We start from the raw sequence: 13,671 nt of genomic DNA on the forward strand, positions 1-13,671 counted from the left end.
GCGAGTGGCAGACTCGTCAGTGTATATATCCGGTATCTACTTCGACCGTCACAGTCACAGATTGCGCATTATTTTTCTTGTTGGTCGCTTGATAGTTAACCGTAGAATTAGGCACCGCCCGCCCGAGTGCGTCAAACCCAACGCTGGCATTATCTGAGGTGATATCCACATTTTTGCTGCTCGTGAACACGTATGCCGCAGCTGTCTCAGGACTCATTACCGCCTGATTACAAGCGGTATCAAAACATAAGCTGACCGTATCTGGCACCGCATTATTGTGAATCACATACACATTGCGACGCTGGGCAATTGCCGTTTTTTGCGCATAGCGTAATGTAGATGAAAGTAAACCCGCGTCACCGCGGGTTTCGAAGATGTCGCCGTTTGCGAACCTAGGCATTGCGACAGCCACCATAACGCCTGTCAAAGCAATTACCACAACCAACTCGACAAGCGTAAAACCAGAGTGAATGCGCATACATCAAGTTAGCTGCAATTCTGCTGAGCCGCAGCACCTTGTAAATTACCAGTATTGACTATGCCAGTTGCTTGGTCATACGTAAAAGAACAGTTTGCAAATCCGTTTGCATTAAATGTCATGATCCCATTAGCACCAGGAGTGGCAACAAAGTTGTTATCAAGATTTTGCAAAGCAGCGACAATTCCAGCATTCGTTGCTTGTGGATAACCAACGTTGGCGACAACAGCCACGTTATTTCCATCCATATTCACTGCAGCGCCAGTACTGCCACCAGCAATCCATGCCGCACGAGCCATACTTGCTGCAGATCGCACAGATGCTGCCAAGCCATTCATGCTCGCAGCACGAGCATTACTTTGAACATTCACAAATCTTGGCAAAGCTGTAGCAGCCAAAATACCGAGAACTGCAATCACAACCACTAATTCAACCAATGTAAAACCAGCTTGTTTTTTCATTACTCAAACTCCTAATCAAAATGCCCTGCCGTTCTTATCACAGTGGCAGGTTAACACTGCGTTAAATAGTCAATAGCAAATACTATGCCAGACAATTTTGGTCAACTCCCCCAACCCAAAACTAGCTACCTTTTAGCATCACAGAACTCATGTCCCATATTGGTAAAAATACGCCCAATGCAAGCACCAAGACTAACGCTCCCAAAAACATAATCAAAATAGGCTCAATCTGCGCACCCAAGGTTTTAACGTCATACTCCACATCTGCTTGATACATATCGGCAATTTCCTGCATTAATGTATCCAGCGAGCCCGATTCTTCGCCGACAGCGATCATTTGCAAAACGAGTGAGTTAAACACACCAGTTTGCGTAGCTGTTCTGAGGATGGTTTCGCCACGCTCAATGCCCGCAGACATGCTCAAAATTTTGGCTGAAATATATTCATTTTCAACGGTTTGTGACACCAGCCGCAACGCGGAGAGAATGGGCAAGCCACTCCGCGTAGACAAAGCAAAGCTACGCGCAAAACGCGCCATGGTGCCTTTAAAAATAATTTTTCCGGCAATCGGGATACGCATTTTAATGCGGTCCCAATTAGTGCGTCCTGAGGTGGTCTTGATATAAGATTTAAAACTCCACCCAGCTGCTGCAATGATGCCAATCAAGACAAACCAGTAGTTGCGCATAAAGCTTGAAAATGCAATCAGCATTTTGGTGATCAATGGCAAATCGGCATGCATGCTGGCAAACACTTTTTCAAACTGCGGGATCACCATGACATTAATCACCACAATGGCAATGGCCATGGCAGTCAAAACGAACATAGGATATTGCAAAGCCGACTTGATTTGCCCACGCATAAAGCGGTCAAATTCGATATGCTCAGACAGGCGCAGAAAAATATTATCCAAATTACCCGTCGTTTCGCCAACCCGGATCATACTGATATAAAAACTATCGAAGACTTTTGGATGCTCGGTCATCGCCACTGACAATTCACGGCCTGAGTCCAGGCTCACGCGCAGTTGACCCACCACTTGCGCCAGCTTGGGGTTGCCTACTGAGCTTTGAATGCCTGAGAGGGCGCGCATAATCGGAATCCCGGCTTTAAGCAGCGTATACATCTGCTTGCTGAAAATCATCACCTCAAGACTGGTGATTTTTTCTTCAAACAGGTTAATCGCAACAGCACCCGTTTTCTTGGGCTTAATCTCTACCGGCGTAATTCGGGTACCAATTAACGCGGCGCCCAAGGCATCGGCATCGGCGGCTTCTTGTACCCCAGTCACCACCATGCCATCTTCGGTGCGCCCTTTGTATTCAAATAATGGCATAGGCGTTATTCTTCAAACTGGTTATCGACACGCATGATTTCTTCCAGCGTGGTTTTACCTTCAATCGCCAGTTGTAGCGATTGGTCGCGCAGCGTTTTACCTTTGAGACGTTCACGCGCTTTTTTGATAAAGACATTGGTATCTGGCATGTTGGCTGCCATTGCCAGCTCATCGGTCATTTCAAGAAACTCATACAAGCCCACCCGCCCCAGATAACCGGTTCGGTTGCAATGTTGACACCCTTTGCCATGGCGGAAGTTGGTCGGTAAGGTTGCATCCGACAATACCTGATTGAGCCACACTGTTTCACTCTCTGTAGGCGCATGCTCTTCAGCACAGTGCGGGCAAATCAGCCTTACCAGACGTTGCGCCATGACACCGAGCAAGGACATGGCCACCATGAAACGCGGCACGCCCATGTCGATCAAACGCACCGGAGCAGTTGAGGCATCGTTGGTATGCAACGTGGAGAGTACCAGGTGACCCGTCATGGAGGCACGCAGACCGGTTTGCGCAGTTTCTTCATCCCGCATCTCGCCCACCAGCACAATATCTGGATCCTGCCGCAAAATGGCACGTAGCAACTTGGGGAAGTCCAGCTCGATTTTCTCATTCACCTGCGTCTGAATAATGCCGGGCAACCGATACTCCACCGGGTCTTCCACCGTAATGACTTTGGTTTCGGGGGTATTAAGCTCACTCAATGCTGAGTACAAAGTCGTCGTTTTACCACTCCCGGTAGGCCCGGTGACCAACACCATGCCACTGGGCCGGTTAATCATTTTGCGGAAGCGCGCGAGTAAAACAGGCGGCATGCCCAATTTGTCCAGCTGAAAGTGCGCAGTGTTCTGAATCAGCAGACGCATGACCACCGTTTCGCCATACTGCGTTGGCATGGTCGAAATACGCATATCGACCGCCTTACCTTTGACTGAGAAGCCAAAACGACCATCTTGTGGCAGACGCTTTTCAGAAATATCCAAGCCAGCCATGATCTTGAGACGCATGACCAACGCAGTGGCAATTTTGATATCTGCCTGGGTTTGAAAGTGCATGACACCATCAATCCGAAAGCGGATCAGCAGCTTGTTGTCTTGCGGCTCAATGTGCACGTCAGACGCTCGCACTTGCACCGCATCCTCAAAAATCGTCTGCAACAGCTTGACCACAGGCGCATCGTCTACGCCCAGGTCTACGCCCATCATGCTTGAGAGATCGGCATTGCTGTCTGCCAGGTCCTCTTGCAACTCAAGCGCCAGTGAAGAAATCTGCTCAGTCTGGCGATAGGAACGATCAATGGTCTGCATGAGCAGACTCTCTTGCACCACGACGATATCAATATCACGCCTGAGCAGCCTGACCAATTCGTCATAGGCATAGACATCCGAAGGGTCGACCATCGCCACCAGAATGCTGTCTGGACGCTCTTCGAGCAAAATGGCACGGAAACGGCGTGCCTGCACTTCAGGAAGTTTTTGAACCTGCTTGGGATCCAGCTCATACTGGCCAAGATCCAGGAAAGGGATATTGAGCTGATGTGCAACGGCTTCAGCAATTTGCCGCTCGTTGGCATAGCCTTTTTCAGCAATCACCCGTCCAAGGCGGCGGCCTGTCTTGCGCTGCTCTTCCAGCGCCTGATCCAGTTCAGCTTGGGTCATGAAATTCTGTCTGACCAGAATTTCACCTAATCTAATTTTCTCGGGACGAGCCATGGCGTTGTAATTATTTATCTTGAGATACTTTCTCGACTATCATATCACCGTCATACTATCCTTGCGTAAGCAAACAAGCAGCCAAACATGTTTCATATCGTGCTTTTCGAACCCGAAATCCCGCCCAATACAGGCAACATTATCCGTCTCTGTGCCAATGCAGGTGCCAGGCTACATCTGGTCAAACCACTGGGTTTTGAACTTTCAGATAAACAGTTAAAGCGGGCTAGGCTGGACTACCATGAATATGCAGCGTTGACCGTCTACGAAAACTGGGCGGAATGCCAGCAAGCCCTGCATGGAAAGCGCATGTTTGCCTTGACCACCAAAGGCAGCACGCGCCACAGCGATTTGCAGTTTAAAGACGAGGATGTATTTGTGTTTGGACCAGAGTCGCGTGGCTTGCCAGAAGAAATTCGCGCCCAATTTGCGGCAGAGCATCGTGTCAGATTGCCAATGTTGCCGCATAGCCGTAGCCTGAATTTATCCAACTCAGCCGCAATTTTGCTGTATGAAGCCTGGCGACAAGTCGGGTTTACCGGTGGTGTTTAAAATCACCTTCTAAAACCTATAGACAAAAAAAGCCCCGATTAAGGGGTAAATCGGGGCAATAGGCCTCATCGTAAAGGCTTCCGCTCAGGGAGGAAAGAAGCGGAAAGATGATTCATCATCATCGTGCAAGTATGAGTGTGAGAGGTTTTAAAAAGTTCCAGAAAAATGTTGAGTGCAACGATTTGCCGACTACAAGCGCATGCTTAAGACTGCGCCTGAAACGCTGCATCATGCGATAATAACGGCATGTATTCTGAAAATAATCTGTTACAGGGCCTGAATGATAAACAACTGCAAGCGGTCACCCTGCCGCATGTCTCGGCACTCATTCTAGCTGGGGCCGGCAGTGGAAAAACCCGCGTGCTCACCACGCGGATTGCCTGGTTGATCCAAACTGGGCAAACCTCCCCCATGGGCCTGATGGCAGTGACGTTTACGAACAAAGCAGCCAAGGAAATGCTGACCCGCCTCACGAGTATGTTGCCGATTAATACACGCGGCATGTGGGCAGGCACCTTTCACGGCTTGTGTAACCGTATGTTGCGCGCGCATTACCGTGAAGCGGGCTTACCCAATACCTTTCAAATTTTAGATACCGCCGACCAGCTTTCTGCCATCAAGCGCGTGATGAAACTGATGAATGTGGATGATGAAAAATATCCGCCCAAGCAGGTGATGGGCTATATCAATAGCTGCAAAGAGGAAGGCCTGCGTGCGGATAGCGTCGATGCTTACGACGGCCATAGCCAGAAACTGCGTGAAATTTATGCGGCCTATGATCAGCAATGTAACCGCGAAGGCGTGGCCGATTTTGCCGAGTTATTATTGCGCTGCTACGAGCTGCTAGAACGCGAACCGCACATCCGTGCGCATTATCAGCAACGCTTTCAATATATCCTGGTCGATGAGTTTCAGGACACCAACCGTCTGCAATACCTGTGGCTAAAATTGTTAGGCGGCGCACATAACAGTATTTTTGCCGTCGGGGATGACGACCAGAGCATTTACGCCTTCCGTGGCGCACGCGTCGGCAATATGAATGACTTCCAGCGCGATTTCAACGTACAGAATATCGTCAAGCTCGAAGAAAACTACCGCTCGCACAGTAATATCCTCGATGCCGCCAACGCCATCATTGCCAACAACCGCAACCGTTTGGGTAAAAACCTGTGGACCTCGGCCGGCAAGGGCGAGCCGATTCGCATTTATGAGGCTTACAACGATACCGACGAAGCGCAGTTTATTGTCGATGAAGTGAATATGCTGCAAAAAGAAGGCGTGCCCTTGGGCGAGATGGCCCTGCTCTACCGCAGCAATGCGCAGTCCCGCATTCTCGAACATACCCTGTTTTCGGCCAACATCCCTTACCGCGTGTATGGCGGTCTGCGCTTTTTCGAGCGGGCTGAAATCAAACACGCTTTGGCCTACATGCGGCTGATTGCCAACGCCAACGACGACACGGCCTTGTTGCGTATTATTAACTTCCCGCCCCGCGGCATCGGTGCGCGTGGACTGGAGCAACTGCAAGAAGCTGCGCGCCAAAATGAATGCAGCTTATGGCAGGCCGCCACCAACAAAGTCGGTGAAGGCAAGCTAGGCAGCAAAGGCTTAGATGGCTTTGTCGCCCTGATCCGGAAAATTGTTGACCAAGGCTACGGCATCACGCTGGGTGAAATGGCAGAAATGGTCATCAACCTGAGTGGCCTGATGGCGCACTACCAAAACGACAAAGAAGGCGAAGACCGCATTGAAAACTTGCAAGAGCTGGTGACGGCTGCGGTCGCCTTTAGCAAGCAGGACTTGGGCAACCATCACAACATGGAGGAAGATGCCGACCTGCTGACCCAGTTTCTGAACCATGCCAGCCTAGAAGCAGGCGACCATCAGGCCGACGTTGGCCATGAGGCCCTGCAACTGATGACCGTGCATGCCGCCAAAGGTCTGGAGTTTCAGAGTGTGTTTATCAGCGGCGTCGAAGAAGGCCTGTTCCCACACGAGCAAGCTGCCTATGAAAATGGTGGCCTTGAGGAAGAGCGGCGGCTCATGTACGTCGCCGTCACGCGCGCGCGCCAGCGCTTGTATATGACATATGCGCAAAGCCGCATGCTGCATGGACAAGTTCGCTACGGCATCCCGTCACGCTTTGTCGATGAAATCCCTGCCGAACTCACCAAACGCCTCAATAGCAAACCGGCTGCCAAACCTTATGCGGCAGGCGGTCAATACACCATGCCAGCTGCACAACCGGCAAGCACCCAGTCCAACTATCCGTTCAAGATTGGTCAAAGTGTGCGCCACAGCAAATTTGGCGAAGGGGTTGTGGTTAGCTATGAGGGGAACGCCAGCGATCTGGCGGTGAAAGTGAATTTTGGCAGCACCGGATTAAAAACACTGATGCTCGAATACGCCAAGCTGGAAAAGATCTAGCCAGACCAAACCATTGAAAACCTATGCAGAAAAATTGGGTGGCTCAAAAATGAGTCTTTATCTGATAGGTGGCATGTTTTGTCTGCCATTCGTCATTGCCTACCACGACGTCCCAATCCCGAACTTCTACAATGAGTGGATCGCCGGGCTGCTTGGATTACTGGCACTTTGGCCCTTGATCACCAAGCCGTTCTGGCAATCGCCCACGCTTCCCAGATCAAGCTTCATCTTTTTAGTACTCCTGCTACTCACTTACTTACAAGCCATGCTGACTGGGGCTACTGCCCCCCATTTGCCTTTGATTCAAGGGTACTTGATCTGGGGCTTTTTGCTTACAACGCTGGGGTATCAATTGCGCCAACAGCATGGCTGGGAAGCTGTTTCCATTGTGCTTGCTTGGTCACTACTCATCGGCAGTGCAATCAATGGGTTATTTGTTGTAATGCAACTTTTACAGCACAGCGGCATCGTCCTTCCTATCCCAAGGCTGGAAAGCTACGGCATGTTGGCACAACGCAATCACTTTGCAAATTTCATCAGCCTTGGCATCGCGTCATTAATGTATTTACATGCCAAACGCGCAATCCAGAATCGATGGACTGTCATTAGCCTGGCGATGGCTTTAGTAATGCTGTCTTTTTCTGGCTCGCGCAGTGCAATGCTTTATTTGGGCGCGATTGCATTGCTGTGCGGGTTGTTGCATTTAACCTTGCAGTATCAAAAACGCTCAATTCAAACCACCGAGCGTCTACTCAAGATCAGCCTCATGTTACTGCCCAGTTTTCTCATGCTTCAATTAGCAATGAATGCCTGGCTTCCTGAGACCTTTATCCAGACCCCTCTTACGCGTGCCATGGACGGGATCAGCAACCCTTCAGCCTCGTTACGCCTGCAGTTCTGGCAAACCAGCCTGGCTTTGTTTAGTCAGTCTCCCCTACTAGGCATGGGCGTTGGGCAAATGCGCTGGCAAACTTATCTTCTGGCCGCGACCCCCAGCATAAACCCATCCCATATGTTCTTTGAACATGCCCACAACCTGTTTTTAAACCTGATGGCAGAAATGGGCCTACTCGGCTTACTCACGGCATTGGGCGGATTATTGTTATGGGCAAGGGCATTTTTCAGGCACCATGTCACGACAGTGGAAACCTGGTGGTTGCTTGGGTGCCTGGGCATCATTTTCATACACAGCATGGTTGAATATCCTTTGTGGTATAGCTACTTTCTTGGGATCTTCGTTTTTTTGCTCGGAATGGGGGAAGCCTCGACAGTTACCCTCGCCAACTTTTCTCAATCCGCCCGTAAGTTATTAAGGCTATCACTGGCAGGCGTATTAGTGTATGGCCTCTGGCAACTGGCCTTCATGCAGATCGGCTATCAAAAACTTGAAAAACAAATTCTGTTTGCCAGCCAGCCAGAAATGTCGCTTGCTCAAAAGCAAGACTTTGTGAATGAGATGCTTTGGGTCAATCAAAATACACTGCTTGCTCCTTATGCTGAGCTGGTGTTGGCCACCTATTTAGCCCCCAATCCAACTCAAGCAGAGCTTCAACGATCGATCGCAGAAAACGCGATTCGCTTCATTCCGTTGCGAAGACCATGTTTACATTTCATTCTATTGCTGGAGCTACTTGAAAAACATGATCAAGCCAGCGCGCACTTGAGACGTCTGCTCAGCGTTGCAAATGGAAACCTGGAGCAGGACATACAACAACTACCTGATCAAGAAGCACGAATCCTGCGGGCGATGGTGATACAGCAAAAACGTGCTGACACCACAGCCACGGCGCCCTAACAACATTCAGATAGTCATAAATATTTCATCCAATCTTGACATTTCCTTGATCAAGAATCTTCACGCTTCGTCGATACTGCTAGCATGATTTATGCTGCCCCCAATACCGAAATTGAAGCCATCATGGCACAGAGAAACCTGTTGCCCTTGTTTCAGCCCATTATTGATATCAAGCAAGCGCAGGTGTTTGCGCATGAGGCGCTGATTCGCGGCCCGCTGGAGTCCAAACTGCATGCGCCGATTGCCTTGCTCAATGCGGCCAAGTTATGTGGGCGAGATATCGAGATGGAGTCTATCGCGCGCGATGTGATTTTTGAAGAGTATCGCCGGGCGAACCATGCCATGCCTCTGTTTGTGAACTTTAGCCCGGATGCCTTGCTGCAGAGCGAAAGCGAGTGGTCATTAAGCTTGAAGCAACTGGAAAACTATCAGCTTGTAGCCAGCGATATTGTCATCGAAATCACCGAGAGTTCCACCATACGCGATTACGCCGAGCTCAAAGAGGCGGTTACCAAACTCAAGGCGCTCGGGTTTAAAATCGCGCTCGATGATCTGGGTGAAGGGACTTCAAGTTTGCGCTTGTGGTCTGAGCTGTCACCGCACTATGTCAAAATCGACAAGCATTTTATTGCCAACATCCACAACGATCCGATCAAGCTGGAATTTGTCCGCGGCATTCAGAAAATTGCGCTGGAGTCTAACACGCTGACGATAGCCGAAGGCATAGAAACCAAAGAAGAGCTGGCGGTCATCAAAGACTTGAAAATAGACTATGCCCAGGGCTACCTGCTGGGCCGTCCGTTCCCCAAATTTCAGGCGACTTTGTCCGAGGAAGTGAGCACCCTGCTCAACAAAAACATTATTCGTTTATTTGCGGACCAGCAAACCATGGTCTCCAAACAAGCAACCGTGTCCGGGCTCACCAGCTATCAAGTGGCGGCGCTGCCTGAAATGACCAATGAAGAAGTCTATGACTGGTTTCATCACGACAACAATCTCAACTCTATCCCGGTCACCGACCATAAAGGCAAGCCACTGGGGCTGATCAGCCGTTATGACACCATAGACCGCTTTGCGCGGCGTTACCAAAAAGAATTACATGGCAAGAAATCCTGCACCACATTTATGGATACGCAATGCCTCATCATCCAAAAGGACATGCACATCCTGGCCTTGAGCGAGCTGATCCTGCAAGCCGATCCCAAGTATTTACTGAACGGCTTTATTATTGTCGACGGCGAGCGTTATGTGGGCATGGGCAGTGGTCATGCGCTGTTGCGCGAAGTGACCAACATGCAGATTCATGCCGCACGCTATGCCAACCCCCTCACCCTGCTCCCGGGCAATGTGCCGATTAATGCCCATATCGACAAGCTGCTGGAACGGCGCATAGCGTTTGTCGCCTGTTATTGTGACCTTGATCATTTCAAGCCGTTTAACGATGCCTATGGTTATCGCCGCGGCGACGAGGTGATCCAGTTTGTCGGGCGCATGCTGAGCAGTATGGTGAACCATGAGCATGATTTTGTCGGCCATATCGGCGGTGACGACTTTGTGATTGTGTTTCAGAGTGAAGACTGGGAACGGATATGCCGCGACATTCTGGACACGGTGGCGAAGGTCATGCCAGACTTTTATGACCTCAAGGATGTGCAGTCAGGTGGCATTCATATTGAAGACCGCTTGGGCAATGAACACTTTTTCCCGTTTGGCAGCTTATCCATTGGCGCAGTGAGAGTTAGTGCCGAGTTTTTTGCCAGCCATCATGAAGTGGCTGGCGCCATGAGTCATGCCAAAAAACAGGCCAAAAAGATTGTCGGTAACAGCCTGTTTACCGAGCGCCGCAAGCGATAAGGCCTGCGGCAAGCAAGCGATTAAACGCTGGCCTCGACTTGTGGTGCGGCCCTGAAGGCATCTTTGTAGCTGATGTATTGAAATGCAAACATCAGCGCATTAATGACCAGCAAGGCAATAAACACCAGCAGCGGCATCAACAATTGCGTGACCGTTGGAATCAGCACGCCTAAAATGCCAATCACCAGCCCCAGTCCCAGCATTACCACCAGCATGCCCAGCATCATGACTAGCCAGGCTACGCCCATGGGCACGGTATATTGCAGCATGCCGGCGATACTGGACTTGATCGCTTTCACCAGCGGATAGCCATTGAGGGCAATCAGCATGGGTGAAAACCAGGTGGCAATAAACAAAGGCAAGAGCAATAACAACAACTTCACAATAAATGACAACGCATTTTCAAGAAACTTGGTCATATGTGAATCACTCATGCCGGCTTTGGTCGGCGCATGCGAAATGAGCGAAGCAAGTTCGCTGCTGAGCAGATAGGTCGCCAACACAGCATAAATCAGGCAGCTAGCGCCCAACAGCAACAAAGGCTTAAGATGCAGCTTGAGATGTTGCCAGGCGTCACCGGGCGACATTTCGCCGTGCATATCCACCTGGCGGTAGAGCATCACAATCCAGGCCATGCAGACGGGCCAGATCACCACACTCACCATGCCCAAAAATCCCAGCAATGGCAAGGATGGCAACACCATAAAAATGAAGATGTAGGCCAGCGAGCACAACATCCAGATATGTGGCTGCGTTTTAAATAAAGCCAGGCTTTCTTTTACCCAGCGCATACCACGCTGGCTGTTTGTTTCTGTCATGTGACTCCCTTTTATAGCGCGACTAAGTAAGCGCTTGACGATTCAGCAATACCCGCTCGAAATGAGCCGGGTCTTTGGCATGGGTCAATTCCCCTACCACAGGATAGTAAAAATCATACAGGCGCGATAGCCAAAAGCGCAAGGCAGCGCGGCGCAACAAGGCCGGCCAGAAGGATTTTTCTTCTGCAGTGAACGGGCGAACCGCGTGATAGGCATTCATGAACACGGCCAGCTTGTCATCGACAAACACACCGTTGGCATCCACGCACCACTCATTCACCGCGATGGCCACATCGTAGGCCAGTACATCATGGCAGGCATAGTAAAAATCAATAAAGCCGCCCAACACATTGCCGTCAAACAACACGTTATCGCGGAACAAATCGCCGTGTATCACACCATGTGGCAGCCCAGACAAATCCAGGCCATGCTGAAACTGCAATTCCTCTTGCAACAAATGCTGCTGTACTGGTGCAAGCTTGGGCATCACCTGCTGCGCTGTCATCACGCGCCAGCCCTGACCGCGCTGATTGTGTGATTGCTCATGAAACGCCATACCCGCCAGATGCATACGCGCCAGCGTCTGCGCCACGGCTTCAATCTGGGTCAGGTTAGGCTGACTGACATCACTGCCACGCAAGCAGCTCACCATCAGGGCAGGTTTGCCATGAATCCGGTGCAAGGCCACGCCTTCTTTATCGACAATCGGGCTTGGGCATTGAATGCCGTGCTGCGATAAATGCGTCATTAAGTGCACAAAATAAGGCAGCTCGTCAAAATCGTTTTTCTCGAACACAGTCAGCACAAAGCGTGACTCGCTGGTTTCGACAAAATAATTGGTATTGGTAATGCCAGCCGCAATGCCGCGCAAAGTTTGCAGCTCGCCAACATTAAAAGGCGCCAACCATAGGCGCACTTCATCCAGACTCAGAGTGGTAAAAACAGACATGTGGGTGACAACCCTACCCTTACGGGCAGGTCAAAAACATTTAGAAGCGGAAAAGAATCCATTTGGGCACGGACACCGGGCGAGAAGGACCATCATGCACCCACTCGCCATTACGGTCTTCCCGGTGCAGGTAGTAAGACTTGCCGCTCGGTGGTGTCACTTTCACCATATAGACCTCACCATTCAGGCTGTATTCCTCAACCTCGTTATCACCATCCTTGCGCTTGGAGATGGTCGGCTGGTCTATGGGTTGTCCTTCAATGACCTTGGGCGGAGAGGGAATGTCATCCAGCAACTCGGCATCTTTGGGGGCCGCAGCACTAGCCAGCATGGAAAAACTCGCAAGGCACAGTGTGGCCAGCATAAAACGGGAAACATTACGCATGGAAGACTCCTTAGTCAGTGATCGCTATTCTAGCAAAAGCCGTGCCGTGGCGGACATCCAGCGCTGAATAAACTTGTAAATATCCTGGCTTTGCGCGCAGCGATTACAGGTACAACTGCATCTTGCGCTCCGCTGGCGTCAATTCGAAGCCAGTGGTTTCATAATGTTTGAAAATCGCGTCCACGATCTGTTGCGGCTCATCAATCACTTGCACTAGGTGCATATCGGTCGGCGAAGCCATGCCTTCTGCCACCAGCGTATTGCGCAACCAGTCTATCAAGCCTGCCCAAAACTGGCTGCCGACCAAAATAATCGGAATCTTGCGGCTTTTGCCGGTTTGCACCAGCGTAATCGCCTCCATCAGTTCATCCAGCGTGCCAAAGCCGCCCGGCATAACGACAAATGCGCTGGCATATTTGACAAACATGACCTTGCGCATAAAAAAGTATTTAAAACTGATGCCGATATCCTGATAGGGATTACCGTGCTGCTCGAAAGGCAACTTGATATTCAGCCCGACACTGGCGCCACGGCCTGGAAAAGCACCTTTATTGGCCGCCTCCATAATGCCTGGCCCGCCGCCCGAAATCACACTAAAGCCGGAGTCTGATAATAGTCGGGCAATTTCTTCGGTGCGTTGATAATACGGATGGTCAGGCTTGGTACGAGCACTGCCAAAAATCGACACCGCGGGCGTAATCGCCTTGAGGTTTTCAGTGGCGCCGACAAACTCGGCCATGATTTCAAAGGCATGCCAGGATTCATGGCTGGCACTATCGCCATTGAGCAACTCAGGCTCGACCATGGTAGGCAGCTTGGGGGTGGTCATCATTCAATCCTTCAACAATCAAAACCAAATTAGTGTACATGAAGTGGCTTTGAAATGCGTAAAATACGCCATTGA

The 13,671-nt window shown here is 50.4% G+C and carries 12 protein-coding genes; 4 read left to right on the forward strand and 8 right to left on the reverse strand.

Translation table 11 applies throughout. The features are described from left to right. Nucleotides 1–16 precede the first annotated feature (16 nt). The 4 genes from ACT53C_RS01040 to ACT53C_RS01055 all read right to left on the reverse strand — a co-directional run bounded on the left by ACT53C_RS01040 (nucleotide 17) and on the right by ACT53C_RS01055 (nucleotide 3,933). Nucleotides 17–478, reverse strand: a complete 462-nt coding sequence (locus tag ACT53C_RS01040) for a pilus assembly FimT family protein (protein ID WP_476144407.1) — start codon at nucleotides 476–478, stop codon at nucleotides 17–19. 8 nt (nucleotides 479–486) lie between these two features. Continuing rightward, on the reverse strand, nucleotides 487–939 hold the full coding sequence (locus ACT53C_RS01045) for a prepilin-type N-terminal cleavage/methylation domain-containing protein (protein ID WP_476144408.1): 453 nt from the start codon (nucleotides 937–939) through the stop codon (nucleotides 487–489). Between the two features lie 121 nt (nucleotides 940–1,060). Beyond that, nucleotides 1,061–2,275, reverse strand: a complete 1,215-nt coding sequence (locus tag ACT53C_RS01050) for a type II secretion system F family protein (protein ID WP_476144409.1) — start codon at nucleotides 2,273–2,275, stop codon at nucleotides 1,061–1,063. A 5-nt stretch (nucleotides 2,276–2,280) separates the two neighbouring features. Next, on the reverse strand, nucleotides 2,281–3,933 hold the full coding sequence (locus tag ACT53C_RS01055; RefSeq protein ID WP_476144410.1) for a GspE/PulE family protein: 1,653 nt from the start codon (nucleotides 3,931–3,933) through the stop codon (nucleotides 2,281–2,283). Nucleotides 3,934–4,074: 141 nt separating this feature from the next. On the opposite strand from ACT53C_RS01055, the gene trmL reads away from it, so the two are divergent. The 4 genes from trmL to ACT53C_RS01075 all read left to right on the forward strand — a co-directional run bounded on the left by trmL (nucleotide 4,075) and on the right by ACT53C_RS01075 (nucleotide 10,615). Next, entirely contained in the window at nucleotides 4,075–4,539 is a 465-nt protein-coding gene (gene trmL / locus ACT53C_RS01060; protein WP_476144412.1) for a tRNA (uridine(34)/cytosine(34)/5-carboxymethylaminomethyluridine(34)-2'-O)-methyltransferase TrmL, read from the forward strand. A 246-nt stretch (nucleotides 4,540–4,785) separates the two neighbouring features. Further along, nucleotides 4,786–6,966, forward strand: coding sequence for a DNA helicase II (gene uvrD, locus ACT53C_RS01065; protein WP_476144413.1), 2,181 nt, complete (start codon nucleotides 4,786–4,788; stop codon nucleotides 6,964–6,966). A gap of 13 nt (nucleotides 6,967–6,979) precedes the next feature. Further along, nucleotides 6,980–8,761, forward strand: a complete 1,782-nt coding sequence (locus tag ACT53C_RS01070) for a PglL family O-oligosaccharyltransferase (RefSeq protein ID WP_476144415.1) — start codon at nucleotides 6,980–6,982, stop codon at nucleotides 8,759–8,761. 84 nt (nucleotides 8,762–8,845) lie between these two features. Then, nucleotides 8,846–10,615 carry a GGDEF domain-containing protein gene (locus tag ACT53C_RS01075; protein WP_476144416.1) on the forward strand — a complete coding sequence of 590 codons (1,770 nt, stop codon included), beginning with the start codon at nucleotides 8,846–8,848 and terminating at the stop codon, nucleotides 10,613–10,615. Between the two features lie 20 nt (nucleotides 10,616–10,635). On the opposite strand, the gene ACT53C_RS01080 is transcribed toward ACT53C_RS01075, so the two are convergent. The 4 genes from ACT53C_RS01080 to ACT53C_RS01095 all read right to left on the reverse strand — a co-directional run bounded on the left by ACT53C_RS01080 (nucleotide 10,636) and on the right by ACT53C_RS01095 (nucleotide 13,596). Continuing rightward, nucleotides 10,636–11,433 carry a BPSS1780 family membrane protein gene (locus ACT53C_RS01080; RefSeq protein WP_379074680.1) on the reverse strand — a complete coding sequence of 266 codons (798 nt, stop codon included), beginning with the start codon at nucleotides 11,431–11,433 and terminating at the stop codon, nucleotides 10,636–10,638. A 22-nt stretch (nucleotides 11,434–11,455) separates the two neighbouring features. Continuing rightward, on the reverse strand, nucleotides 11,456–12,382 hold the full coding sequence (locus tag ACT53C_RS01085; protein WP_379074677.1) for a homoserine kinase: 927 nt from the start codon (nucleotides 12,380–12,382) through the stop codon (nucleotides 11,456–11,458). A gap of 40 nt (nucleotides 12,383–12,422) precedes the next feature. Then, nucleotides 12,423–12,767 (reverse strand): DUF2782 domain-containing protein, encoded by a 345-nt coding sequence (locus ACT53C_RS01090; RefSeq protein ID WP_194748686.1) that lies wholly within the window; start codon nucleotides 12,765–12,767, stop codon nucleotides 12,423–12,425. Between the two features lie 103 nt (nucleotides 12,768–12,870). Next, nucleotides 12,871–13,596 (reverse strand): LOG family protein, encoded by a 726-nt coding sequence (locus ACT53C_RS01095; RefSeq protein WP_194749104.1) that lies wholly within the window; start codon nucleotides 13,594–13,596, stop codon nucleotides 12,871–12,873. Nucleotides 13,597–13,671 lie beyond the last annotated feature (75 nt).

The organism is Methylophilus sp. DMC14 (assembly GCF_056314085.1).

Excerpts from the sequence above, each read along its gene's own strand:
- ACT53C_RS01040 (WP_476144407.1), bottom strand. The coding sequence starts at position 478 with ATGCGCATTCACTCTGGTTTTACGCTTGTCGAGTTGGTTGTGGTAATT.
- ACT53C_RS01045 (WP_476144408.1), bottom strand. The coding sequence starts at position 939 with ATGAAAAAACAAGCTGGTTTTACATTGGTTGAATTAGTGGTTGTGATT.
- ACT53C_RS01050 (WP_476144409.1), bottom strand. The coding sequence starts at position 2,275 with ATGCCATTATTTGAATACAAAGGGCGCACCGAAGATGGCATGGTGGTG.
- ACT53C_RS01055 (WP_476144410.1), bottom strand. The coding sequence starts at position 3,933 with ATGACCCAAGCTGAACTGGATCAGGCGCTGGAAGAGCAGCGCAAGACA.
- trmL (WP_476144412.1), top strand. The coding sequence starts at position 4,075 with ATGTTTCATATCGTGCTTTTCGAACCCGAAATCCCGCCCAATACAGGC.
- uvrD (WP_476144413.1), top strand. The coding sequence starts at position 4,786 with ATGTATTCTGAAAATAATCTGTTACAGGGCCTGAATGATAAACAACTG.
- ACT53C_RS01075 (WP_476144416.1), top strand. The coding sequence starts at position 8,846 with ATGATTTATGCTGCCCCCAATACCGAAATTGAAGCCATCATGGCACAG.
- ACT53C_RS01080 (WP_379074680.1), bottom strand. The coding sequence starts at position 11,433 with ATGACAGAAACAAACAGCCAGCGTGGTATGCGCTGGGTAAAAGAAAGC.
- ACT53C_RS01085 (WP_379074677.1), bottom strand. The coding sequence starts at position 12,382 with ATGTCTGTTTTTACCACTCTGAGTCTGGATGAAGTGCGCCTATGGTTG.
- ACT53C_RS01090 (WP_194748686.1), bottom strand. The coding sequence starts at position 12,767 with ATGCGTAATGTTTCCCGTTTTATGCTGGCCACACTGTGCCTTGCGAGT.
- ACT53C_RS01095 (WP_194749104.1), bottom strand. The coding sequence starts at position 13,596 with ATGACCACCCCCAAGCTGCCTACCATGGTCGAGCCTGAGTTGCTCAAT.